We start from the raw sequence: 25,310 nt of genomic DNA, 5'->3' as shown, positions 1-25,310 counted from the left end.
CGTCAAGCCTTCGGCAGGGGTTTGGGGCGTAGCCCCAAAGCGGGTTCCAGGGCGGCAGCCCTAAACGTAATGCCTATGCGAAGCCGCCCCCGCACCCCCACCGGAGGTAACTTTGACGTACCTACTCAAAGTGATCGGCCAGATAGGCCACAAGGTCGGCAACCCGCACCGAGTAGCCCCACTCGTTATCGTACCAGCAGATGACCTTGAAGAGATCATCGCCCATATTGTGGGTGAGGGGTAGATCAACGACGGTGCTGTAGGTCGTGCCAATGAAGTCGCTGCTGACCAACTCCTGCTCGCTCACCCCCAAGATGCCCTCAAGCTCTTCGCTCTCGCTGGCTTCGCGGAAGGCGTTGTTGATCTCTTCGACCGTCGTGGGCCGATTGAGCATCACGGCGAAATCCACCACCGAGACAGTAACCGTCGGTACGCGGATGGCATAGCCGTGGAACTTGCCCTTCAGTTCAGGGATGACGAGGGCAACGGCTTTAGCGGCACCCGTAGTAGTGGGCACCATATTGACGGCAGCCGCACGGGCGCGACGCAAGTCTTTGTGGACATTATCCTGAATATTCTGATCCATCGTATAGGCATGGATCGTCGTCATCAGGCCACGCTGGATACCGAAGCGGTCATTGAGCACCTTAGCCACCGGCGCAAGGCAGTTGGTGGTGCAGGACGCATTCGAGATAATGTGGTGCTTCCCGTGGTCGTAGGAGTTCTCATTGACTCCAAGACAGATGGTGATGTCTTCGCCCTTGGCAGGTGCCGAGATGAGTACCTTCTTGGCCCCGGCCTCAATGTGAGCGCGAGCCTTTTCCGCATCGGTGAAGCGCCCGGTCGCCTCGATGACAATATCCACACCAAGATCGCCCCAGGGCAACTTGGCGGGATCACGCTCGGCGAGAGTCAAGATCTCGTAGTGAGCATCGTCATAATCAATGACGATCTTATTCTCATCAACGGTCACCTCACCCTCAAAGAGGCCATAGGTCGAATCGTAGCGCAGCAGGTGGGCGAGCGTTTCATTGTCTGTCAGATCGTTAACCGCCACGATCTCAAACTCATCGGGGTGGTACTCCAGCATCGCCTTCAAGCTCTGCCGACCGATCCGGCCAAAGCCGTTAATTCCAATACGCACCATTGGACGAGCCTCCTTCCCATTCGCGAACTTTCTCCGTACGCGAGTACCGCTGGCCCTACACTAGGGCTACGTCCAAGCCCACCAAGGGGCAAGCTTGGGCGGCGGCGCGTCAGTGAGCACGGGCGTCATTATAGCACGCTTTGGGTGCAATTGGCGGAGGGGCTTCCGCACCATGTTCTAGCGCCGCACCAGCGGCAGGTAGACGCGTTCGTTGAGCGCTGCGGCCGGCCCACAACTCCCGCTGAGGCAGGCTAGGGTGAGGGTGTAATTACCCACGCCCGTATTGTTCCTATCTTCGGCAATGATCGTATGCTGACCGTCCGTCTTCAGCGTACAGTTGAGCGTCAACTGCTCATTGAACGAGTAATCACCGCATAGCTTAAGGCCAGCCGAGTCGTAGACAGTCACTTGTGGTCTGAAACTGCCACTGGTGCGCAGCATCGTCAGGCGCACCTGCGCCCCGACCCGCCCTTCAAAACTGAAGGTGCCGAAGGCTGCGCTTGAAGCGATGGCGCTCTGCCGGGTCTGGTTAAAGGCGATGGCGGTCGGATTTCCCGGATTATTGCGCCGCTGCAGATGCAACTTGTACGTACCGATAGCCGCCAGGCTGCGATCATCAATCAGGATGCTATACTGACCGGTTGCCGGAATCGCACATGGTTCAAGCATGACTGGCGCGCCAAAGGAATAATCGGTGCAGATGGAGGCACCATTGCTATTGTAGACCCTAATCTGTGGGTTGAAGCTTCCCGCTTCTCTGACCAGGCGTACGATCAGTTGATCATTGGCTTCGGCGTTAAACCGGTAGGCATTCATAGCAGCGATCCGCTCCAGGCTGCCATTAGTGACGCTGCCGACGCTGATCGGGGTGGCATTGCCCGGATTGTTCAGGCGCTGAAAGTGCAGATCGTAGGTGCCGGTACGACTGGTACCGTTATCGTCTACCAGCAGACTATAGGTTCCCTCCGCCGTAATTGCACACGATTCGATGGTTGCCAAAGCGGTTACAAAGCGATATTCCTCGCACTGTTTAACCCCTGCCGCATTGTAGACGCGTATACGCGGGTAGATTGTGCCGCCGGTGGGGAACAGCCGCAAGCGGATTAAGTCATTTTGCGCCGCCGTAAACGTATACGTTTTGCTCTCAATCGGGGACGCGAGACTACCCTGGGTGACGCTGCCGACGCTGAGCGGGGTGGCATTGCCGACCCCATTGAGCCGCTGCATATAAACTTGATAGCCGCCGATGGTCGAACGACTTGAGCCCGACGATTGCACTTCTAACGTGTAGTTGCCGCTGCTGGTGGCAGTACATGTAACACCGAGTTTACTGCCAGAGGTAAAGTTTGAGCAGACTGCCACGCCATTCGCGTTCCGTACGGCGATACTCGGGGCAAACGTGCCCGAGGTACGTACGATGCTGAAGCAGCCTTCCACCAGGCCCTCGCCCTGGCTGCGCAACTTGGCCTGCCCGAGATTATTGCCGAGGCGCAGGATGAGTTGGGCATGCTCGCCTTGGCGCAGCGTAACTACACCCAAGCGAGCCAGTTGCTCACCCAGAGTCTCAACGCCTATGCAGCCCAGGGCTTAGTCTTTGCGATTGTCCGCGTACGCCGTAACCTGGGCTACCTAGCACTCGCGCAGGGCGATGCAGCCACAGCCGAGTATTGGTTCCGCGCCAGCATGCAGCAAGCCGACTTGCATGGCCTCGCCGACATTGCGCTTCACGCTATTGCGGGCCTAGCGTTGCTGCACGCACAGCGCGGCAACGTGTCCGAAGCTGCCCGCATGCTCGGGGCTGTCGAGCATCTGCAAAGCTTCTACGAACTGCGTAACGACCCCCACGACAATCAGGTACGGGAGCAGGTGCGCACCCTCATTGCCTTGTATCCAACGTGGTCGTCCGACTACGCCTTGGGCAGTACAATACCATTGGCACAGGTACTCGCCAAATATACGTAATACCATTTACGATTGTAGATTGCAGATTGCAGATTGCCGAACATGGCGTCCCAATGGGCGTTAGCGTTCTTGATAATGCGGCATGTTCAAGGGTAATTGGTATTAAGAGGTGTGCATTAAAACGAAACCGCCTTCTCGCCAAGTTGCGTACCGGGCCAGAGGCGAATGCCCCGTTCAAGGCGATTTTCGGGGCCAAGCACACAATCATCGCCAATAATTGCACCATCGGCGATAAAGCAGCGGGCGCCAATGGTGTTGTTGCGCCCCAAAACACTGTTGCGTAGCGTGACCCCTTCGGCAAGGCGGTTATCTTCCCAAAGTACCGCGCCCTCGATATTGCAATCGGGGCCAATTTGGCAGCGGGGGCCAAGCACCGTAGGCCCAATGATCCGGGCACCCTTCTCGATAATAGTGCCATCACCCATCACCACCGGGCCAACAATCTGGGCTGAGGGGTGAATGATTGCTTCACCTTCGATCCAGACCCGATTGGCGATCTGTTGGCCTTGAAAGTTGTAGCGTACTTTGCCAATCAGAATGTCGTGGTGGACATCAATGTAGGTCGGCGGCTTACCAATGTCGGTCCAGTAGGCCCGTGAAGGAAACCCATACATCGGGTCGCCCGTCTGCAACAGGACCGGGAAAAGGCCACGCTCAAACATATAGAACTGGTTGGGCGGTACATAGCGAAAGATGTCCGGTTCGATAATGTAGGTACCAGCGTTGATTAGATTACTGTTGAGATCCTCTACACGGGGCTTTTCCAAGAAACGCTTGACCCGCTGATCGGCATCCATCTCGACGAGGCCAAATTGGGTAGGATCCTCAACCGGCGTGAGCGAGATGGTCACCTTGCTCTGCTTCTCACGATGAAAATCGAGCATCGCCCGCAGATCGAGGTCGGTCATCACATCGCCATTAAAGACGAAGGTCGGCCCATCGAGCAGATATTCCACATTCTTGACCGCCCCAGCGGTGCCGCGTGGTTCCGGTTCTTCAACAATATGCAACTTCATCTCAAGGCGCGAACCATCACCCAGCGTCGCCCGGAAGCGATCTGCGAGGTATTGCACAGCCAGAATAACTTCGTTGATCCCTTGATCGCGCAGGCGCATGAGCATCCACTCAATGAAGGGCTGATTAACCAGCGGAATCATCGGCTTAGGAATATTGCAGGTCAGCGGGCGCAGGCGCGTGCCCTGGCCACCCACGAGGATCACAGCTTTCATAGAGAATTCCTTGATATGAAGGGCAGCAGAAGAGGAACAGAGGAACAGGGGAACAGCAAGAACAGAGGAACAGAGGAACAGGGGGACAGAGGAACAGAGGAACAGAGGAACAGCAAGAACAGGGGAACAGCAGAACAGAGGGCAAGCACACCTATGTGCTGCCAGCTTCCTCGTGGAGGACTCTGTCGCGCCAGTAGTTAAGAATATCGTTCAAGGTTTGGCTCAGGGGAAGATTGGGCACCCAGCCAGTAGCGTCACGCAAACGACGTGCATCACAAAGCACGAGAGGCATATCAATCGGGCGCATCAGTTCGGGATTGGGTTGCACCTCAACCGTAGTTGTGCTGGCGGCAACAAAATGGTCGAGGATGCTCTGCACCGTAACAGCTTGGCCGCTCCCCACGTTATACACCTGGCCAGCGTTGCCGTGCTGGGCAAGCAGAGCATAGGCCCGCACAATATCGCGCACATCGGTGAAATCACGCTGGGCGCTCAGATTGCCAACCTGAACCAAAGGAGGTTGCAAACCATGCTCAATGCGTGCAATCTGACGCGCAAAGGCCGCCGTAACAAAGCGGGCGCTCTGACCAGGCCCAATATGGGTGAAGGGGCGTACACAGAGCGCATCAAGCCCATGACTCATATGGTACTGCATTGCCAGCAGACTCTGAGCCGCTTTACTCACACCATAGGGATTGGTCGGACGCAGGGGGCAGGCTTCGCTAATTGGCAGATCATGAGGCGCTATGTTGCCATACTCTTCATAACTCCCCACAAGCAGCAAACGGGGCTTCAATTGCAAGGCAATGAGCGCCTGAATAATGTGCAACGTCCCAAGCAGATTGGTCTGCAAGGTAGCCCCTGGATCGCGAAAAGACTCAGGCACAAAAGGCTGGCCAGCCAGATGAAAGATCAACTCAGGCTGAGCCAACTCTAGCGCCCTACGCAGCGCCGCAGGGTCATCAAGATCGGCATACAACTCATTGACCCGACCGGCCAAGTTGGGGGGCAAGCGCCCCGGCCCACGAGTAAGGCCCCAAAGCTGATAATCAGCCTGGGTAAGCAGATAGTCGGCAAGGTAGCCACCGACAAAGCCAGTGATCCCGGTAATAAGTAGGCGCATGGCTGATACTATAGCCGATTCTTGCCGGTTGGCAAGCGCGGGTAGCTTCGAGCGCCTCAGCCACCACGTCACCAAGGCAAAGGAACGCTATGTAGGGGCAAGGCACGGCGCTGCCGTGGCCCTACCGTTGCACAGAGCTTTCTACCCCCCAACCTGCTCCCGCAACCACGCATCAAGCTCAGCCTGCGTCATGAAATCCAGAAGCGCCTCACTCAACGGTGCCAACAGCGAAGGAGGCAAGGCGGAAATCTGCGCTTCCAATGCCTCGTTGAGTTCACCAAACTTGCGCTTGAGTAATCGTAGCACCATGTTGCGTTCAGCTTGAGCATAGACAGACGGATCAAATGAGGGAACATCCCATCCCTCGCGCTGCCCTTGCAGCCATGCTTCAAGGTGCCCCTGAGCCGTGAAACTGAGCAGTGCCTCACTGAGTGCATCCAACTGGGGAGTGTCCAGCGTCGCAATCTGGACCTCTAATGCCTCGCTAAACGGCCCAAACTTGAGTTTCAACTGGCGCAGCACCATCTCATACTTAGCTTCAACACGAGCAAGCCGTTCAAAGCTCGTCACAAAGGTGGTCATACCTCGCTCCTCCTGTTCGATTTGATACATTGTAGCACGCGCAGGCGCATCGATACTAGGCGGCAAACGCATGAGTTGATCCAAGAGCCGGTAGAGGTGACGCAAGTCCTCAACCACTCCTCACGGTACAACAAGCTCCTAAGAGGGTGTCTGAAAAGTCAATGAACTGGCGTTGGAGTGCCGGCTTCAGCCGGCTAAAGCCGGCACCCCAACGCGTGCCCACTAGCTTTTCAGACAGCCTCTAATAGATATACCGCTGGAAGAGGCCAAAAGATACGCTTTTGGGCCAAGGCTGGCATGTTGTGCGCCTACGCCCCTAACACCATTGTGCATTTCATTGACAGGTTTTGTGCATAATGCTACAATAACGTCAAGAACAAACTGAGTTTGTACAAGTCCTCTGGGAAGGTGGGCAGCTATGGCGCAGCAACACTTCTTGTCACAATTTTCCGATAAGCCACGCTACAACACCAAAGCGGTAGCGCAAGAGACAGGGGTACCTGCGGACACCTTCCGTGCGTGGGAGCGACGCTACGGTGTGCCGCGCCCACAGCGCACCGAAGGGGGCCATCGCCTCTATTCGGAGCGTGATATTGCAACTATTCGCTGGCTGCGCGACCGCACGGCTGAGGGGTTGACGATTAGCCAAGCGATTGCGCTCATGACCGATGGCAACGAGTCGAGTCTCTCGTGGCTGAGTACCGCCGTTGATACCGAGCCCCATACATGGGAACGGCTCAATAGCCGCTTGATCACCGCGCTCACCGACTTTGATGCCACCCGCGCCGAGCAGATTCTTGGTGAAGCCTTTGCCCTCTACCCGATGGAAGAGGTCTTCCTCAAGATGGTGCAGCCAACCATGATCGAGATTGGCGAACAGTGGCACGCCGGGCGGATCACGGTTACAGCCGAGCATTTTGCGACCCAATTCATCCGGCGGAAGCTTTCGGGCCTCTTCAATACCTACAATATTACCGATGGGCGCGGCTTGGTGCTCGTCGCATGCGCCCCTAGCGAGCAGCACGATCTCGGTGTACTCATGCTCTCGGTCTTCCTGGTGCGCCACGGCTGGCAGGTGATCTACCTTGGGCCTGAAGTGCCGCTGCGCGACCTGATTGAGACGGTACGCCAATTGCAGCCCGACCTTGTCGCAGTGGCTGCTTCTACCACCGAGACGGCGACGCAACTGCTTGAGGCTGGACGGGCCATCCAAGCCTTGCCACCACCTACGCCCCACTTTGGCTACGGTGGGCGTGCCTTTAACATCAACCCTATGCTGATCCAGCGTATGCCTGGTACTTTCCTTGGCCACGATGCCCAAGAGGCAGTTGATCATGTCGCAGATCTGCTGAGTGGCAAGCGCTGAACTGCGCAACGTAAGTTGCCATCCATTCAGGATTAACGTATGATAGAAACGAAGAAACTTTCGCGCTATGCCCAAGGAGCGCCGCGTGTCGCTGAACCCAGTAACCTCGCTCGTGCTGGGGGCCACCCGAGGTTCAATCGCGCACCCCCTACCCGCTGATGAGCAGCTCGCGCTGCTGTTTCATCAGACCAACCTCTCGCCCCACCTCAATCACGCTGAGGGCTTGGCCCATCCCCCTCACGCTACCACGGAAGCCTATGCTGAGTGTGAGCGGATTATTCGCCACCACTCGAAGAGCTTCTTTTTCAGTTCTCAATTCCTCGCCCCTGACATCCGTCGTGCGGTGCGTGCCCTCTATGCCTTCTGTCGCAAAACCGACGATACGGTTGATCTGGCCACAAGCGATCCGGCCCACGCCCTCGCAATCTGGGTGCAACAGGCACGCGCCCCCTACCCAGCCACTGACGATCCCGTCCTCGTTGCGTGGCACGATACCCGCACCCGCTACAATCTGCATCCAAACTTGGTAGATGAACTGTTGGCTGGTGTCGCGATGGATCTTTCGATCAACCGCTATGCCACCTTTGCCGATCTCTGGCTCTATTGCTACCGCGTCGCCTCTGTTGTGGGCCTGCTAGTTATGGGTATCACCGGCCATCGCCCTGGTGCCGAACCCTATGCGATTAAACTAGGCGTTGCCCTGCAAATGACCAACATCCTGCGCGATGTTGGGGAAGATGCCCGCCGAGGCCGCGTCTACCTGCCCCATGAAGACCTAGAACGCTTTGGTTTGAGTAGCGATGACATCTTGGAGGGGGTCTACGACGAACGCTTCAAGGCGCTGATGCAGTTTGAAGTGGCCCGTACCCATCGGCTCTACGATGAGAGCTGGCCCGGGATTGCGCTACTGCCCGCCAATAGTCGCTTTGCCATCGGAGCAGCGAGCTGGGTCTATCGGGGCATCCTCGATAAACTAGCAGCCAATGGCTATGATGCCCATACGCGCCGCGCCTACCTGACGATGGGCGAGAAGATGGCCCGCTTGCCGCGCATCTGGCTTGCAACCCGGCGGGTGGGGAAGTGAGTTTGCATTGCACTACCTCTTTTGGCTGATTCTGAGCGCCCTGCTGCTGACGGGCTGTGGCTTTGAACGGCTACCGCTTGGCCAAACGGCTGAACCAACCATGAGCGCCTTTCAGACCCAGGTGGCGCTGATGGCGACAGCCCAGACTGCACCGCAGGCAACGGCTACCACGCGCCCCCCGATGACGCCTGGGCCGATTCTGCCCGCCATTGCGCCCCAACCCACCCTCGCGCCCGCGTTGACCGATGTGGTGGAGCGTCAAGAGCAGCTCTTGATCGAACTCTACCAGCGCGCCAGTCCAGCAGTGGTGAGTATTGATGTGGTGGGCGGACGCTTGCCCCCCAACCATCCGCCAATCCCTGGCTTGCCTGAACGACGGAGCGGCCAGGGCTCTGGCTTCCTCTTTGATGATCAGGGCCACATTGTAACCAACCACCATGTGGTTGAGGGCGCAACCCGCTTGCAAGTGCGCTTTTTTGATGGAACGACTGCGCTCGCTGATCTGATTGGTGTTGATCCCCATAGCGACCTAGCGGTGATCCGTGTGCTTGAGTTGCCCCCAGGCGTAGCGCCGCTCAACCTCAGCACTGCGGCTGAACTTGCCGTGGGCCAGACTGCCATCGCCATTGGGAGCCCCTTTGGCGAGCAGAACACGCTCACGGTGGGCGTCATCAGCGGGCTAGGGCGCACCCTACGCGGGCCGAGCCGCGCCTTCGGAAACTACAGCATTCCCAATATTGTCCAAACCGATGCCGCCATCAACCCCGGCAACTCCGGCGGCCCACTGCTCAATGTGCGCGGCGAAGTGGTGGGCGTCAATACGGCCATTGCGGTAAGCCAAGGCAGCAACTCATTTGAAGGGATTGGCTATGCTGTACCGGCCCACACGGTCGCCCGCGTAGTGCCCACACTGATCACCGCTGGACACTACGACCACCCCTGGATGGGGATCAGTATGTACTCAGTTGATGCCTTGAACGCCGATCTCTTGGAGCTTGCGGTAGGCCGTGGCGTACTGATCCTTGATGTTCACCCTGGCAGCCCAGCCTATCAAGCGGGGCTACGGGCTGGCGACATCCCCCGCGAACTAGACGGACGAACCATGAGGGTTGGCGGCGACATCATCATCGCCATGAACGGCCATCCGGTCGCCGACAGCGACCAGTTGGTCGGCTTGATTGAACGCTACCATAGCGTGGACGATACCATTACCTTAAGCCTTGTGCAGCCTGATGGTAGCCAGGCAGAGGTGGAACTCACCTTAGAGGCAAGGCCGTAAGAATTTCACCACAGAGACACAGAGAACACAGAGAAGTCTGTGGTAGGGCAATCGCCAGCACTATAAAAACTCTGTGCCCTCTGTGCCTCTGTGGTGAAATCCTCTGTACCTCTTTCTCGCAAGTGGTGAAATCCTCTCCACCTCTTCTCTCGCAGCATGTCATGCTTGACGTACCCTTTCAGAACGTGGTAAGATCAGGGCAGCAGTTTGGCCGGGCCAGCAAGGTGTTGGAAGGTTCGGTCGCATCACCCTTCACGAAAGGCCGACAAATGATCCGTGTTGTGGTAGACAGCATTCGTGTAAGCCTCTTGACCCAACACCGGGTCGTGGTTCTCCGCGAAACCGACAGTAAGCGCTACCTCCCGATCTGGATCGGGCCCTTTGAGGCCGACGCGATTGCGATGGCAATTCAAGGCCATGAACCGCAACGCCCCATGACTCACGATCTGCTTAAAGCCCTGATTGGCGAGATGGGTGGCCAAATTGTTCACATCCTGGTCAATGACATTCAAGACAACACCTTTTTTGCACGGATCGTCATTGAGCAACAAGGGCGTATTGTTGAAGTAGATGCGCGCCCAAGTGATGCCGTTGCCCTTGCTGTACGCACTGATGTGCCAATCTTTGTGGAAGCAGCCGTACTCGATCAAGCAGGCGTCCTCTTTGATGAAGACGAAGCAACGAGTCCTGATGAAGCCGGGCAACTTGAGCCAAGCGGTGATCAAGAACCTGAAGCGGAACTCAACGACGAATCGATGTCCATCTTCCGCAATTTTATTAACACACTTAACCTTGATGATCCGCCAAAAGGTGGTTCAGAGAAATCTTCGTAAGAGCATGTGTGGGAACTAGGTTCCCGCATGTTTCATGAACTAGACCACCCCAGTGGGGGTGGTCTAGTTCTAGTTGTCCCATAACGTTAGGGCTGCCGCATTTCCCACAAGATGTGGATAAGTTGTACGAAACTGTGGATAACTAGGAGGTATTGTGGATAACTTGGGTAATGTGTGGGGGAAGATTTGTGGATTAGCATGACTCGTTTGTCACCCAAACCATGGTTATCCCCATTTTCCCCAATTATCCCCACGGTTATCCCCAAGGCGTATTTGGCACTACAATGCCGTATAGAGCCTGTTCTCCCCACTATCCACATGCCTACTGTTCCGGCTGTGATCTTATCTTTTTTTTCAACATGATTCTTTATTTTGAATCATGACCTGATAAGAGCTGTTTTGCAAGCCTTTGAAATTTACCTGTGTTATGTTAACCAAATGAGCCAATTAAGCATAACGTGATCATATACAAAAAGGGGCTTTCGCCCCAAAAACGGAACAAAAAAGAGCGAGACACCATGCTATACTGTCTGCGGTGCAACTGTTGCAATTGAGAGCGAGGCAGCATGTTGGCTCAAGCAAAAATAAAACTTGGCGTACTCACCAGTGGCGGTGATGCACAAGGCATGAATGCTGCTGTGCGGGCCGTCGTTCGTACCGGGATTAGTCGTGGCTGTGAGGTCTATGCGATCTATGAGGGCTACGAGGGGATGATCCGTGGTGGCGATTTCATTCGACGCATGAAATGGGACAGTGTTGGTGGGATTCTCCATCTTGGTGGTACGGTGATTGGTACGGCACGCAGTGCCGATTTTCGTACTCGCGATGGGCGGCGTCAGGCGGTAGCCAACCTGTTGGCTCATGGTATTCATCGTCTTGTGGTCATTGGCGGTGATGGGAGCCTGACTGGCGCGGCTGAGTTTCGCAGTGAGTGGCCAGAGCTAGTACAAGAGCTGCGTGAGGCAGGAAAGATTGATGTGGATACGGCTGAGCGCTGTGCCTTTCTCGCTATTGTCGGGCTAGTTGGCTCGATTGATAATGATTTTTCTGGCACCGATATGACCATTGGGGCCGATTCGGCGCTCCATCGCATTACTGAGGCGCTTGATGCGATTACTTCGACTGCGGCGAGCCATCAACGAACCTTTGTGGTTGAGGTGATGGGCCGTAATTGTGGCTACCTTGCCTTGATGGGGGCTATTTCTGGCGGTGCCGATTGGATCTTTATCCCTGAGGCACCGCCTGAGGCCGATGATTGGCAGCGTGCCATGTGTGAGGCTCTGCGCGTCGGGCGGCAGAATGGCCGCCGTGATAGCCTTGTGGTCATTGCTGAGGGGGCGCACGACCGCCACGGTGTGCCGATTACGGCGCACCAAGTAAAGCAGGTTCTTGAAGAGAACCTTGGTGAGGATACTCGGGTGACCATTCTGGGCCATATCCAGCGCGGTGGCGTGCCGAGTGCCTTTGACCGCTGGATGAGCTCGTTGATTGGTTATACTGCCGTACAGCATCTGCTGGCTAGTCAGCCGCAGGATGAACCCCAGATTATTGGTATCCGCGAGAATCGCATTACCACTGCGCCCCTGATGCAGTGTGTGCAAGAGACCCGCGCTGTTGCGGAGGCGATTAAAGCCCATGACTATGAACGCGCACTGGCGATGCGTGGCGGGAGCTTTGGCGAGTCGCTGCGCACCCTGTATACTCTGATGCAATCCAATCCAAGCACGCCGCGTGGCAGTGGCAGCACACGACCGCTGCGTTTTGCGATTCTCCACGCGGGTGGCCCCTCACCCGGTATGAATACTGCGGTGCGTGTAGCAGTACGCCTTAGCGTAGACCAAGGCCACCAGGTCTATGGGGTTCGCAATGGCTTCCAGGGCTTGATTGATGGCGATCTGCACGAAATGGACTGGATGAGTGTGACAGGTTGGGCCACTGCTGGTGGTGCCGAGTTGGGGGTGAACCGTAAGATTCCCCAAGGTGCCGAGCTCTACCAGATTGCCCGTAACATCGAAAGCTTCGGGATTGATGGCCTGCTCATGATTGGCAACTTGGCTGGCTATCAAGCTTGTCACCGCCTCTTTAGCGAGCGTACCAACTTTCCGGCCTTTCGTATCCCGATCATGTGCCTACCGGCCACGATTGATAACAATCTGCCCGGTTCAGAGCTGAGTATTGGTGCAGATAGCGCCCTGAATAGTATTGTCGATTCGGTTGATCGGATCAAACAATCGGCGGTTGCGGCGCGCCGCTGCTTTGTTGTTGAGGTCATGGGGCGCGACTGTGGCTACCTCGCGCTGATGGGGGGGCTTGCCTCTGGTGCGGAGCGCGTCTATCTGCCTGAAGAGGGGGTGACCCTGCGCGATCTTCAGGCGGACGTTGATGAGATGACCTATTGGTTCAAGCGGGGGAAACGTTTGAGCCTAGTGGTACGCAACGAAAACGTCGACGCGGTCTATACCACCGGCTTTATGGTCGCGCTCTTTGAACAGGAAGGGGGGCCCGTCTTTGAGGTACGTCAAGCCATCCTTGGGCATATCCAACAGGGCGGTAGCCCGTCGCCCTTCGACCGCATCCAAGCTACCCGGTTAGCAGTGCGCTGCGTTGAATTCCTGATTGATCGCGCCACCCGTAAAAATCCTGATGCAGCCTTCATCGGCATCAGGGGCGGGCGGTTGCAGATTCGTGATCTCGAAGACCTCCCTCGGCTCATGCACCCCGATTTTGCACGCCCCCGGGATCAGTGGTGGATGGAATTGCGCGACATCTCGCGCATCCTGCGTCAACAACCTGCCGATGAAGGTTGATGAGGGCTGCTGTACCCCAACCCCGCTGTTTTCTTTCAACACGAAAGAAAACAGCGTTTTCCGCATTTGACAAGCAAAGGTACTAATGATACAATCGCAAGCGTTGAGAGGGCGTATAGCTCAGCCGGTTAGAGCGCGATCCTGATAAGATCGAGGTCGGTGGTTCGAGTCCACCTACGCCCACCAGTGCAATCCAGGATGTGGCACGCGGAATTGCGTTTCTGCATGCTGCATTCTTTCTTTTTGCGGGGCGATAGCTCAGTTGGGAGAGCGCCTGCTTTGCACGCAGGAGGTCAGGGGTTCGAATCCCCTTCGCTCCACCACGTTAGAACGCGGAATCTCACGAGTGAGGTTCCGCGTTTTTGTGTGCGGGGGAGTGATACCATTTACGATTGTAGATTGCCGATTGCCGAACATGGCGTCCCAATGGGTTTTCGCGTTCTTGATAATGCGGCATGTTCAAGGGTAATTGGTATGATTCCGCTAGAAAAGTGTGTTGGCGGCGATCGCTATTGCTTTGCGCTCGCCTGCTTCAAAGGAGTGGCTGTAGGTGCGGTCGGTGATAGACGGAGGGGTAGGGGCGGTGCTACAATGAAGGCAGCAAGCCAGTAAAGGAGCGCAGCATGAACCTCACAGCGGTCTATGTGCAAGATGGAGAGTGGATTGTCGCATGGTTAGCCGAAATGCCTCGCGTTCATACCCAGGGCAAGACGATAGAAGAGGCGCGTGAGAACTTACGGGATGCATTGGAACTCACCTTCGCTACGAAACGTGAAGAGAGTGAGCGCAATCTCGTGGGGAAGACGGTTCTGCAGCGTGAAACGCTGGCCGTGGGGGTGTAGTGAAACGTACCGATCTCATCCGCCATCTCAAGCGCCACGGTTGTACCCTGCTGCGTGAAGGGGGGAGGCATAGCATCTACACCAACCCTGCTAATGGTGAACAGACCCCCATTCCGCGCCACCGTGAGATTGCAGACATGTTAGCCCGCAAAATCTGCCAAGATCTCGAGATCCCACAGCCCTAAAAGTACCCTAGACACGCCAAACGCCCCTAGAAGCCGAAAAAGCGGCTTCTGGGGGCGTTTGGCGTGTACTTGGGGCAAAAGGGACTAGTACGGCGTGAGTAGATCATGCAGCATCAGGAGCGGTTCGATCTTTAAGTGGGCTGCGCGTCGGTTTGTCACTCAGATCGCAACTATGGCCGTACACCCTGCATATCACTCGTCACTATCTGGCGCAGCCACAATCACCTTGCCAATCGTGGCCCATTCGCTTTTGTTGTCCACGCGGTCAATCGCTTGCACGCGCACATAGTAGTCGCCGGGGCCGAGTAGCCCAGTTCGGACAAAGGGTTCCTCGGTGAACCACGTTGAGGTACCGGCGGGATCAGGGCCAACGTAGACGCGGTAGCCAGCTAGGCCGGAGTGTTCGTCTTCAACGGGCTGCCAGGGTACGATGACGACGCTGGGGCGTTGTATCCGCATGTCGGGGATAGACGCGGGAGTTGGGGGGGGCGTTGTATCGTAGCCAAACGGGCCAAAGCTAGCGACACTCTGGCGGCCATCGGGCCCCCAGACGCGCACATAGAGGGTGTGCATGCCCTCACCGGCATCGGCGAGATTGGCGTAGCCATCAAACGAGCCGGGGAATTGGGGCTGATCTGCGGCTGGTTCGCTGTTCCAAGCTTGGCTCAGACCACCGCCCGACCACTCGCTGGTAAACTCGATGCGCTGGTTGGTGTTGTACCAGACGCCGGTTTCGGCTTCGCTGCTGAAGTGAATTTCAGGATCGCGTAGCGAGGAGGCAACCACAATCCGTCCGCCGTGCTGGTTGCAGCCGCCGATCTCAGGGAAGTTGTAGCCCTCAGCAAAGCGCAAGGGGATCGACTGGCGACCACTCCAGCCGTCGCTGTTGGCCGTGTAGGCCGTAAAGTGCAGGTGGGGAATACCGGGCGAACCACGATCACCGGCGTAGCCAAGCACCTGACCCGCCTCGAAATAGGCACCACGCTGGGTTGTCACCGCACGCGACAGGTGGGTGTACATGGTAAAGAGGCGATTGCCGTGGCTGAGGATGAGCGTACCGCTACTCAGTTGCCAATGCCAGACAGTACCGCCCAGGGCGGCGCGGATGGGGGCATTGTAGGTAGGACCATCAACCTGAGCGAGATCGAGCGAATAGCGATCCCATGCATTGTGCGTACCACAGGCATAGCCTTGAATGATCCGCCAACGTTCACCAGGGACGGTAGGTAGCACAAAGGTGGGATGAGCAGCAACAGGCTGCGGCGTAAGTGCAAACAAGAGGGAGAGGACAAAGAGCATGAGCGCACAGGCGCTGAACTTGCGGTGGCGACGAAATGGGTTGCCACACGACGACCGAGTCAAACTGGGACTCATCACGATGAGACACCTCCTTGGGTGATTTGTGGGGGGCCAAAGCCCCCCTGATCGTGCCTGGATCAGGTCGGCGCAGACAGGGCGCACGACCGCAGGTGATCAGGGCCATAGCAGGCCCCGGAGTGTGCGGGCAGACAGGGGCCGCAACACGATGCAAAGGGGGGTGACTGGATTATTCCGGCCACATAGTGAGTGTAAAGTAGCACATGCTGAGAAAATGGTCAAATTTTTCTGAAAATGAAACTCTTGTTGTTCGGCTTTGGCGGCTTCGCTGCTTACGTTAAGCCTCCCGGCGGGGGGGTGGGGGAGGCTTCGCCTCCTCCAAAAAAACTCTTGTTGTTCCGTGTTGGCGGCTTTGCCGCCAACACGAAAGAACAAAATTGAGTTTGGGGCTCACCCCAACAGCGGGTTGTAGGGCTGGCCCTATGGTTGTAAAGCTTTAACCATGGATAGTAAGCAAGAATCTAAGGCGAAAGCTATAATAGCAACTAAACACTATGACCAACAGAGAAATTAGGTATGCGCATACGCATCCATACAAATCGGAGCCAACCCCATGCCCTTTCGTCCAAGTCCTGGTGAAACCCTGACGATTGATGGGGGCACCTATCGTTTTATGGCCCACCCTGCTGCACCCGGGACTGTCTATAGCCAGGAGGGGCGTCAGGGGGTTGTTTTTCAGCTTCAGGCATCTGATGGCCAGTTGTGGGCGTTGAAGAGTTTTAAGGTGCCCTTTGGCGGGCCCGCTTTGGTGTCGCAGGCGCAACAGCTTGCTCCCTTGGCTTCCATTGCGGGCCTTGAGGTCTGTGCGCGCCGTGTGCTTGAGCCGGGCCAGCACGATCATGTGTTGCAGCAGCATCCTGAGTTGAAGTATGCTGCGTTGATGCCGTGGATGCCTGGGCCAACCTGGCAGGTTGTGATTGCCCAGAGCCAGACGCTCACCCATGAGCAGAGCCTCTACTTTGCCTATCATCTGGCGTTGCTGCTGACCACACTTGAAGAGCAGCATCTGGCCCATTGTGATCTGTCAGGGGCTAATCTGCTCTTGCCGGGGTTGTTGGCCCCGCCACTGGCCCCGCCGCTGGCGTTGGTGGATGTGGAGCAGCTCTATGGCCCGCATTTGGCCCAGCCTAAGCCCTTAGCCCCACTATCGCTTGGCTATAACCATCCGGCTGAGCCGCATGGCTTGTGGCATCCCTCTGCCGACCGTTTTGCTGGGGCGATGCTTTTGGCAGAGCTGTTGGGCTGGTGCGATGCGCCAATGCGAGCTTTGGCGAGCCAAACGAGCTATTTTGCGCCCGAAGAGTTGCAGCAGCCTGGTCAGCGCTACGACCAGTTGCACCATAGCCTGAGCCACCATTGGGGGCCGCAGGTGGCGCAACTCTTTGCGCTGGCATGGACGAGTGCTACGCCGAGTGACTGTCCTAGCTTGGCTGATTGGTTGGAAGCCTTGGCCAAAGCGACGCAGGGGAGTATGGCTGCGTCTACGGTTGTGAGTTCGGCTGGCCAGGCGACGAAGCTGACGGCAGCCAAAACTGTGCTGGGGTCAGCAGCCGGGGTGCCGACGGTTGTTGGTGGTGCCGCCCAGCCGCCAGTGCCGCCAGTGCCGTCTACCCAGGTGCAGCCAAACTCCGGCGCTGCACGCGCACCATGGCTCATGCTGGCGGGTGGTGCACTGCTGCTGCTGCTCATGCTCATTGCTGGTGCTGGCTTGGCGCTGCGGTTGCGGAATGGGGATGCTACCACCACGACCTCCAACCCAACGCTTACCGATAGCTCACCCAATCCTGTGGCAGTGGCCCTCGATCCAACTGCGACCCGTCGCCCGCGTATGACGCCCACTCCCGGTGCGATGGAGGAGCTTGAGTTGCCTACACCGAGCCCTACGCTCAGTCCGAGCGCAACGCCCACGCTGGAGGTAACGCCCACTCCCGTTGCGCCACCGGCGTTGTGTAGTGCGGCACGGACGCGCCTTGCGCCCAATGCGGTCAGTTGCTACAACACGACCTTGGAAGCTCAGTTTTTGCAGACAGGCTATGAGGCCAATGTTATTACCCTGCGCAATCGCGAGGTGCTCCAAGCTAATCGAGCTGATCCCATTTCTGGTGTCTGGACACGCGATATTGATTATGCAACCAGTGGCTATAGCTATGCCCTGAACGATCTCAGTGTGATCCGTAATAGCATTGAATTGCTGCTTGAGGGTGTTGGGGCCAATGGTGTCGTGCCTGAAGGTATTTTTGCCAACCAGAGTGATTATATCTATGGCCAGAGTTGGGATAGTATGCCCAACTTGATCCATGCGGTCTATACCTATGTGGCAAAAACGGGCGATATTGAGTTTTATTTGACTCATCGGAGTAAAGTACTCAGTATTGCCAATTGGATTGCTGATCTTGACACAACTGGCGATGGCATGCCTGATCGGGATATCTTTCCCTATGGGTATTATAATTCGGCTGAGAATGGGCCGCTGCATACCTATGCGATTGCCCGTTTCTATGCTGCCTACAACGAGGTTGCTGAGCTGGAGGCGCGGCTCACGATGGGTACGAACCAGTGGCATGAGCGGGCCGAACAGTTGCGCAGCGGGTTTCATCAGTCGGTGGCCGATGGCGGCTATTGGCTGGAGGGGCAGCCGTGGCCCATTGCCTGGAAGCGTGCCGATGGGCGCATCGTGTCTGTCCTGGAGACCTTCGGGGTCTTTGCGGCACTCAACAGTGGGCTGATTGGGCCCGAAGATGCGCGCTATGCTCCCTTGGTGGCCGCACTGCACGAGCGCCTGCCGGCGCTCTTGGATAGCTCGGTGCCGCTGCGCTTGGCCCTGGGTGGCTATGAGCTCGATGTGCGACGCACGATTACCCCGCCCCTGCCGCAGTGGAAGTTTGATGCCAGTGCCCCCTGGATTGTCGGGCGGGCCGTGCCTGCCTATGCCAGCGCCGGTTACCCCGATGATGCCCTACGCATCCTCAATGCCTACGAGCAGGTTGCCAGTGGCGGTACGATGCCGCGTCTCTATGCCGATAGCACGGCGCGCTACGGTGCGGGCCGTGAGGGGAGTGGCGGTTCATGGGAGTATGCGGCCTGGTTTATGGCTATCTATCAGGGTCATTATGGCCTCAAAATGACCCCCGCTGCCCTGATTGTGCAACCACAGCCCTTTTTGCAGGTTGAGGATGATGGTATCGGCAATGTTGTCTACCAAGATGCCGTGGTTCAACTGGCGCTCGATCCGGCCCGTTATGTCTACAGTGTACAGGCAAGTCAGCCAATTACGATCATCTTTCGCCCCATGGGGCGCAGTATGTTGCTACGGGTGAATGGTGGTGAAGCCTTGCCGGAGGTGGTGTTGGATGTGGAGCCGGGGTTGGATTATGTGGTGGAGAGTTTGGATGTAGGTTAAAAGTAAGGGGCTGTCTGAAAAGTCTATGAACTAGTGTTGGAGTGCCGGCTTCAGCCGGCTAAAGCCGGCACTCCAACGCGTGCCCACGAGCTTTTCAGACAGCTTCTAAGGAGCTTGCCGTCATGCGTTCTGCGATCCGTCTGTTGGTGTTGGGCTTGCTGATCGTTCCGTTGGTCGTTGCGCTCACGCCGATCCAAGCGGCGCCGGGGTCTTCTGCGTTTGGCATCAATAGCCACATTGCAACGCGCTACCCTGATCCAAGTAGTATGGCCGTACCTAGCGCTCCTTTGGGTGAGTTGGAGGTTGGATGGGTGCGTGAGGATTTCCAGTTTCATCGTATGAGCCCAGAACCAAATACCTACGATTGGCTCTTCCACGATGAGGCGGTGGATGAACTGACCTCGCGGGGCATCAATATCATTGGGGTGCTGAATGGGCCAACTCCCGCTTGGGCCACAGGTGGTAACCCAGGGGGCGCTTTCTTCCCGCCCGATCCCAATGCTTTTGCCAACTTCGCGGGTGCGGTGGTCAATCGCTATAAGGATCGCATTCGCTACTGGCAGGTCTGGAATGAGCCCGATAATCCGCTCTACTGGCAGCCCCAGCCGAGTGCGGCGGCCTATACGAACCTTTTGCGCACAACAGCCCAGGCGATCCGCGCTGCTGATCCCAATGCGCGCATCCTTGCTGCAGGAATAGTTTCGCCTGAACCAGCGGCCACATGGTTGCAAATGATTGCCGATCATGGTGGCTGGAATAGCTTCGATATTGTGGCCATCCATCCCTACACCGATCCGCTGGGCCCTGAAGAGGGGCAGATTGGCCCCGCTGGTGTGGGCCAGGTCAAGGCCCTCGTGGATCGCTTGGGTACGAAGCCGATCTGGGCCACTGAGTTTGGTTGGTCTACCGGCCCCGGTGGGCGCGGTGGGGTGGCCTTTAGTGATGCCGACCAGGCCAATTTCCTTGTGCGTGCCTCGGTGCTGCTGCGTGCCGCTGGAGTTGAGCGGGTGATCTGGTATAAACTCAAGGATGGCACCAATGGTGAAGACTATGGGCTCTTCCGCTATGCAAGTGGCCTCACCGATTACAATCAGGCCAAGCCTTCCTTCTTTGCGATGCGTACTTTGAACCAGCAGGTTGGTGGGGCCAATCCGGTGGGCCTGCTTGATCTGGTGCCGCCGCAGGTGATCTTCGATTTTGAACGCTTTGGAACCTGGCAGCGCGGGAATCAGCCCCATGGCACCTTTACCCAGAGTAGCGCCCAACAGCGTAGCGGTTCCTACTCAGGCCAGTTGAGCTACAACTTCCCCGCGACCGGCGATCGCTATGTGGTCTTTAATGCGGGCTCGCGCCCCAGCCTGCCCAACAATGCCACCAGCCTGGGCATCTGGGTCTATGGCGATGGCGGCGGCAACGCCCTGAAGGTCTGGTTGCGCGGCGCGGGCGGTGAGGTGTTGCAGTACCGCTTGGGCTATGTGGGCGCACCCGGCTGGCAGTTCCTCTCTACGTCCATCATCGGCAATGTGGAATCCTACAACCGCATCAGTGGCAACCGCAGTACCCTCAGCTTCCCGGCCAGCCTCCAGGCGATTGTGCTGGACAATGAGGGCAGTCCGGTGCGCTCAGGCACGATCTATCTGGATGATATTAGCGCCCTGAGTGGCCCCGAAGCCCACGGCGTGCGCTTCAATCGTCCCGATGGCCAGGTGGTGGATGTCCTCTGGGCACCCACCGTGACCCAAGTGAGTGTGCCGAGCGCGTCGGCCCAAGCGGTATTGGTGGATCTCTGGGGCAGCGAGAGTAGCCTGAGTGCTCAGGGTGGCATGCTAACCCTGGGGGTTGGGCCGAATCCCTTCTTCTTGACCCACCGGCCCGGCACGGCCCAACCCGCCCCGCAGCCCCCTGCGCCGCAGCCGACCGCGCCCCCAGCCCCGCAGCCTCCAGCGCCGCAGCCACCAAGCACGGTGGGTGAACGCTGCTTCCCCGAAACGGGCTACTGTATCTCTGGGCGTATCCGCGAATTCTGGGAGCAGAATGGCGGCCTGCCGGTCTTTGGCTACCCCAAGACGCCGCAGCGCGAAGAGGAGATCGAAGGGCGACGTCTTCAGGTACAATGGTTTGAGCGCAATCGCCTCGAGCTGCATCCCGCCAACCCCCGGCCCTACGATGTGCTGTTGGGCCGTCTGGGGGCCGACCGGCTAGAGCAGCAGCAGCGTGACTGGACGCAGTTCCCCAAGGTTGCTGGCGATGCCAGTTGTCTCTCCTTTGAGCAGACGGGCCAGAGTATCTGTGGCGATATTCTGACCATGTGGCGAGCCAATGGGCTTGAGCTTGACGGGCTGCCCGGCAAGACGATTGACGAAAACTTGGCCCTCTTTGGGCTACCCATCTCGCCCCCGCAGGTCGAACGGCTCAGCGACGGGCGCGAGTATACCGTCCAGTGGTTCGAGCGCGCCCGCTTCGAGCTGCACCCCCAGAACGAGCCCCCCTTCCATGTGCAGCTTGGCCTCTTGGGGAACGAGATTCTCGCTGAGTAGCTGCGTTCTTCTTCTTGTGTTGGCGGCGCGGTGGGCTTCGACAGGCTCAGCCACCGCGCTCCCCCTCCGTTGGAAGGGTTGTAGGGCACCGCCCTACAACCCTTCCAACGGAGGGGGAGCGCGAGGGAACCAGGTTCCCTCGCACACCCTAATCGTTGGGGGAGCGCGAGGGAACCAGGTTCCCTCACACACCCTAATGTTGGTCACACCCAAATCGTTTTTGTTGCGTGGTGGGCTTCGACAGGCTCAGCCACCACGCAACAAAAGACATAACCATGAATAGTTCAGCTTCAACTGGCGTCCGTTTCCGTCTGCTCTTGATTGTGGCGATCCTTGCCGTGCTGCTGCTGGTGGTCATGGCCTTCAATACGCGTGAAGGTAACATGCGGACAGCCACCCAAGAGCCTAGTGCGTTAGTGATTGCCCCGTTGCTTGCGACCGATTTCCCTAAGCCGACCATGACGGTGACGCCTCTGCCGACGGTGGATGTGACGGCGAGCGCAGTGGTGGAGCAGGCAACGGCGAGTGCGCTGGAGACGGCGACGGCGCAGCAGGTTGCGACCCAGGTGGCTTTGCAGGCGACGGCTACTGCGGTGGCGCCACTGGCTCCGACTTTGCAGGTGGGCCAAGGTGAGGCGCGGGCGAGCTACAATCCCGCCGTTGATCGCCTGCTGCTCGATAATGGCTACTATGCCAACATTATCCCTGTGGGCAGCTATCGCGGGCTGCGTGCGAGTCAGCGCAACTACAGCAACAGCGTCTGGACACGCGATCTGGACTATGCAATCAGTGGCTATAGCTATGCACTGGGCGATATGGCCCTCTTTGCCGATAATATTGCGCTCTTTATGGGCTATGTGAGTGCTGAGGGGGTTGCGCCAGAGACGATCTATCTGCGTGGGCAGCGCCTTGATTGGGAGAATCGCCAGAGTTGGGATAGTATGCCCAATCTGCTGCACGCGGCCTATGTCTATATTGCGAAGACGGGCGACCGCGAGTTCTACCTGCGCCACCGTACCAATTTGCTCCGCATTGGCGAATGGATTGCACGCCTCTCAAGCAGTGGCGATGGCTTTCCTGATCGTGACATCTTTCCCTTCGGCTACTATGATTCGGTTCGCAATGGCCCTCTGCACACCTATGCCATGGCGCGCTTCTACGGCGCCTATCTGGAACTGGCCGAACTTGAGGCCATGATAGGGCTCAACGACGCCATCTGGCGCGAGCGGGCGGCGGCCCTGCGGGCAGGCTTCAACCGGCCTCTGGCCGAAGGGGGCTACTGGCTGGAGGATCAGCCCTGGCCGATTGCCTGGAAGCATGACGATGGCCGCGTGGTGCCAATTTTGGAGACCTTTGGCGTCTTTGCGGCGCTGCAGAGTGGCCTGATTGCGCCCGAAGATGAACACTACCCCGCGTTGGTCGAGGTGCTGCACAGCAACCTCCCGACTTTCATTGACGGCCCGACCCCCTTCAGGCTCACCCTGGGCGGCTATGAGCCAGAGGTGCGCCGCGTTGTCGATCCGCCGGTGCCGGTCTGGATGCTCGACGCAAGTGCGCCCTGGATTGTTGGGCGCGCCGCGCCGACCTACAGTATGCTCGGCTTCCCAGGGGATGCCCAAGCGATCATGGATGCCTACGTGCGTATGGTTGAGAACACCAATCCGCCAGTGGTCGAATTCAGTGCCGGGCCCAACACCCGCTATGGCCCGGGCGACAGCAATGATCGCGGGCGTACCTGGGATAGTGCCGGGTGGTTTATGGCGATCTACGGCGGGCATTATGGCCTCACCATGACCCCCGCCGCCCTGATTGTGGCCCCACGGCCCTACCAAGCCATCCCCGATGATCATCTGACTGGCTTTAGCTACCAGGGCGCACGGATCAACCTGCGGCTCGATCAACCCAACGCCAGCTACAGCATCCAGACCGACAGTCCGATTGAGGTGCTATTGCGGCCAATGGGTACCGCCCAGACCATGCGCGTTGATGACGGCCCGCTCCAAGCCGAACAGCGTCTTTTGCTTGAGCCAGAACGGGAGTATACTATTTGGAGCGAATAGTAATGAGGATGCGTGAGGCGAAGAGGCGATGGCTTCGCATCCTCGCATCCTCGCATCCTCGCATCCTCGCGTCCTCGCGTCCTCGCAAAAGGAACCCATATGCTCACACGCAGAATCATCCCTTGTCTTGACGTAAAAGCTGGCCGGGTCGTGAAGGGGGTTTCATTTGTGAACCACCGCGACGCAGGCGATCCGGTGGTGCTGGCGGCAGCCTATGATGCAGCAGGTGCCGATGAGTTGGTCTTTTACGATATTACCGCATCGAGCGATGAGCGTTCGATTATGGTTGAAGTGGTGGAACAGACAGCGGCCCAGGTCTTTATTCCGCTGACGGTTGGGGGCGGGTTGCGTAGCACCGAGGACATGTACCGCATGCTGCGCGCCGGAGCCGACAAGGTCTCAATCAACACCGCAGCCGTCCTCAATCCCCAATTGATCGAAGAGGGGGCCAAACGTTTTGGCAGCCAATGCATCATGCTTTCAGTAGATGCACGGCGGGTCAACGGCCCCAACGAGCCGCCGCGTTGGGCCGTCTTTACCCACACAGGTGCCAATGCACGGCCCACCGGCCTCGACGCGCTTGAATGGATGCGGCGGGGCGTCGAACTGGGCGCAGGCGAAATCTGCATCAACAGCATGGATGCCGATGGCCAAAAGCAGGGCTACGACCTCGAACTGCTCCGAGCGGTCAGTGCCGCCGTCTCGGTGCCAGTGATCGCCTCGGGCGGTGCAGGTTCACCCGAAGACATGTTCCGGGGTTTAGCGGAAGGCAACGCCGATGCCGTTCTCGCCGCCTCAATCTTCCACTTTGGCGAATACACCATCGCGCAAGTCAAAGCCTTTCTGCGCGAACGTGGCATACCCGTGCGTGCGGGAACGATAGCCTGAAAAGGAATACACTCCATGATCAACAAGCTCACCATTGGCCAGAGTGCCAGCATGCGCAAAACCATCACCGAGGCCGATGTCGTTCTCTACGCGGCAATTAGTGGCGACCAGAACCCGGTGCATATTGACGAACTAGCCGCCCAAGAATCGCGCTTTGGCCGTCGCATTGCCCACGGCATGCTCGCCGCCGGTCTGATCTCAGCGGTACTTGGCATGCGTCTACCCGGCCCCGGCACAGTCTATTTGAAGCAAACGCTCTCGTTTCGCAAGCCGATCTACATCAACGACACCGTAACCACCACGGTTGAAGTTATCCATATGCGCGAGGATAAACCGATTGTGACCTTGGCAACGCAGGTGGTCAATCAGGATGGTGAGGTTGTGGTAGAGGGCGAGTCGTTGGTCTTTTGTGGGGAGTGATACCATTTGTAGGGGGAGGATATAGAAATGAGAAAATAGAAAATATGTTCATTGCTACAAAAGAGCGCAAAGAAACGCAAAAAAACAGTGTTGCCTTCGCCCCTCTCCCGCCACGCGGGAGAGGCGGTGCCCGGTTGGTGAGCCTGTCGAACCAGAGCTTGCCGAAGGGGGTAGGGGGTGAGGGCCATC

General features: G+C 57.7%; 19 protein-coding genes and 2 tRNA genes. 15 read left to right on the top strand and 6 right to left on the bottom strand.

Features of this window, described 5'->3' with window-relative positions:
- Window positions 1-121 precede the first annotated feature (121 nt).
- Window positions 122-1,147 carry a type I glyceraldehyde-3-phosphate dehydrogenase gene (gene gap, locus CJ255_RS03400; protein ID WP_097642696.1) on the bottom strand — a complete coding sequence of 342 codons (1,026 nt, stop codon included), beginning with the start codon at window positions 1,145-1,147 and terminating at the stop codon, window positions 122-124.
- Window positions 1,148-1,324: 177 nt separating this feature from the next.
- Window positions 1,325-2,686 carry a hypothetical protein gene (locus CJ255_RS24300; protein ID WP_097642695.1) on the bottom strand — a complete coding sequence of 454 codons (1,362 nt, stop codon included), beginning with the start codon at window positions 2,684-2,686 and terminating at the stop codon, window positions 1,325-1,327.
- On the opposite strand from CJ255_RS24300, the gene CJ255_RS03390 reads away from it, so the two are divergent.
- Window positions 2,654-3,109, top strand: a complete 456-nt coding sequence (locus tag CJ255_RS03390; protein ID WP_124681795.1) for a hypothetical protein — start codon at window positions 2,654-2,656, stop codon at window positions 3,107-3,109. The genes CJ255_RS24300 and CJ255_RS03390 overlap by 33 nt on opposite strands.
- A gap of 116 nt (window positions 3,110-3,225) precedes the next feature.
- Here CJ255_RS03390 and CJ255_RS03385 read toward each other — a convergent pair whose 3' ends face one another.
- From CJ255_RS03385 to CJ255_RS03375, 3 genes are all read right to left on the bottom strand, one after another.
- The gene (locus CJ255_RS03385; protein ID WP_097642693.1) at window positions 3,226-4,338 is read right to left on the bottom strand and encodes a nucleotidyltransferase family protein; all 1,113 of its coding nucleotides are present in this window, start codon (window positions 4,336-4,338) and stop codon (window positions 3,226-3,228) included.
- A 151-nt stretch (window positions 4,339-4,489) separates the two neighbouring features.
- Window positions 4,490-5,461, bottom strand: a complete 972-nt coding sequence (locus tag CJ255_RS03380; protein WP_097642692.1) for a GDP-mannose 4,6-dehydratase — start codon at window positions 5,459-5,461, stop codon at window positions 4,490-4,492.
- A gap of 141 nt (window positions 5,462-5,602) precedes the next feature.
- Window positions 5,603-6,148: a DUF4351 domain-containing protein gene (locus CJ255_RS03375; RefSeq protein ID WP_124681794.1), complete on the bottom strand. Its 546-nt coding sequence runs from the start codon at window positions 6,146-6,148 to the stop codon at window positions 5,603-5,605.
- 313 nt (window positions 6,149-6,461) lie between these two features.
- Between CJ255_RS03375 and CJ255_RS03370 the strand changes: the two genes are divergently transcribed.
- The 9 genes from CJ255_RS03370 to CJ255_RS03330 all read left to right on the top strand — a co-directional run bounded on the left by CJ255_RS03370 (window position 6,462) and on the right by CJ255_RS03330 (window position 14,439).
- Entirely contained in the window at window positions 6,462-7,409 is a 948-nt protein-coding gene (locus tag CJ255_RS03370; protein WP_097642690.1) for a MerR family transcriptional regulator, read from the top strand.
- An 85-nt stretch (window positions 7,410-7,494) separates the two neighbouring features.
- Window positions 7,495-8,493: a phytoene/squalene synthase family protein gene (locus CJ255_RS03365; protein ID WP_245863157.1), complete on the top strand. Its 999-nt coding sequence runs from the start codon at window positions 7,495-7,497 to the stop codon at window positions 8,491-8,493.
- Window positions 8,494-8,500: 7 nt separating this feature from the next.
- On the top strand, window positions 8,501-9,772 hold the full coding sequence (locus tag CJ255_RS03360; RefSeq protein WP_245863155.1) for a S1C family serine protease: 1,272 nt from the start codon (window positions 8,501-8,503) through the stop codon (window positions 9,770-9,772).
- Window positions 9,773-9,933: 161 nt separating this feature from the next.
- Window positions 9,934-10,605 carry a bifunctional nuclease domain-containing protein gene (locus CJ255_RS03355; RefSeq protein WP_320410728.1) on the top strand — a complete coding sequence of 224 codons (672 nt, stop codon included), beginning with the start codon at window positions 9,934-9,936 and terminating at the stop codon, window positions 10,603-10,605.
- Between the two features lie 566 nt (window positions 10,606-11,171).
- Window positions 11,172-13,412, top strand: coding sequence for a 6-phosphofructokinase (locus CJ255_RS03350; protein WP_097642687.1), 2,241 nt, complete (start codon window positions 11,172-11,174; stop codon window positions 13,410-13,412).
- A 109-nt stretch (window positions 13,413-13,521) separates the two neighbouring features.
- A tRNA-Ile gene (locus tag CJ255_RS03345) sits at window positions 13,522-13,598 on the top strand.
- A gap of 61 nt (window positions 13,599-13,659) precedes the next feature.
- Window positions 13,660-13,735, top strand: a tRNA-Ala gene (locus tag CJ255_RS03340).
- Between the two features lie 300 nt (window positions 13,736-14,035).
- Window positions 14,036-14,254, top strand: coding sequence for a type II toxin-antitoxin system HicB family antitoxin (locus CJ255_RS03335; protein WP_097642686.1), 219 nt, complete (start codon window positions 14,036-14,038; stop codon window positions 14,252-14,254).
- Window positions 14,254-14,439: a type II toxin-antitoxin system HicA family toxin gene (locus CJ255_RS03330; RefSeq protein ID WP_097642685.1), complete on the top strand. Its 186-nt coding sequence runs from the start codon at window positions 14,254-14,256 to the stop codon at window positions 14,437-14,439. Before CJ255_RS03335 ends, CJ255_RS03330 begins: the two co-directional genes overlap by 1 nt.
- 192 nt (window positions 14,440-14,631) lie before the next feature.
- Here CJ255_RS03330 and CJ255_RS03325 read toward each other — a convergent pair whose 3' ends face one another.
- Window positions 14,632-15,813: a M23 family metallopeptidase gene (locus CJ255_RS03325; RefSeq protein WP_165774547.1), complete on the bottom strand. Its 1,182-nt coding sequence runs from the start codon at window positions 15,811-15,813 to the stop codon at window positions 14,632-14,634.
- Between the two features lie 556 nt (window positions 15,814-16,369).
- On the opposite strand from CJ255_RS03325, the gene CJ255_RS03320 reads away from it, so the two are divergent.
- The 5 genes from CJ255_RS03320 (at window position 16,370) to CJ255_RS03300 (ending at window position 25,121) form a co-directional block, all read left to right on the top strand.
- Window positions 16,370-19,216: a glucosidase family protein gene (locus CJ255_RS03320; RefSeq protein WP_097642684.1), complete on the top strand. Its 2,847-nt coding sequence runs from the start codon at window positions 16,370-16,372 to the stop codon at window positions 19,214-19,216.
- A 122-nt stretch (window positions 19,217-19,338) separates the two neighbouring features.
- On the top strand, window positions 19,339-21,753 hold the full coding sequence (locus tag CJ255_RS03315; RefSeq protein ID WP_097642683.1) for a glycosyl hydrolase: 2,415 nt from the start codon (window positions 19,339-19,341) through the stop codon (window positions 21,751-21,753).
- 275 nt (window positions 21,754-22,028) lie between these two features.
- Window positions 22,029-23,813 carry a hypothetical protein gene (locus CJ255_RS03310; protein WP_097642682.1) on the top strand — a complete coding sequence of 595 codons (1,785 nt, stop codon included), beginning with the start codon at window positions 22,029-22,031 and terminating at the stop codon, window positions 23,811-23,813.
- Between the two features lie 99 nt (window positions 23,814-23,912).
- Window positions 23,913-24,701 (top strand): imidazole glycerol phosphate synthase subunit HisF, encoded by a 789-nt coding sequence (gene hisF, locus CJ255_RS03305; RefSeq protein WP_097642681.1) that lies wholly within the window; start codon window positions 23,913-23,915, stop codon window positions 24,699-24,701.
- A 15-nt stretch (window positions 24,702-24,716) separates the two neighbouring features.
- A complete protein-coding gene (locus tag CJ255_RS03300; RefSeq protein ID WP_174714048.1) occupies window positions 24,717-25,121 on the top strand; it encodes a MaoC family dehydratase in 405 nt (134 codons plus the stop codon).
- The last annotated feature ends 189 nt before the right edge of the window (window positions 25,122-25,310 follow it).

It is taken from the genome of Candidatus Viridilinea mediisalina (assembly GCF_002532535.1).
Taxonomy (GTDB): domain Bacteria; phylum Chloroflexota; class Chloroflexia; order Chloroflexales; family Chloroflexaceae; genus Viridilinea; species Viridilinea mediisalina.
The sequence above is the reverse complement of the archived record's forward strand: the minus strand, read 5'-3'. Positions and strand labels throughout refer to the sequence as shown.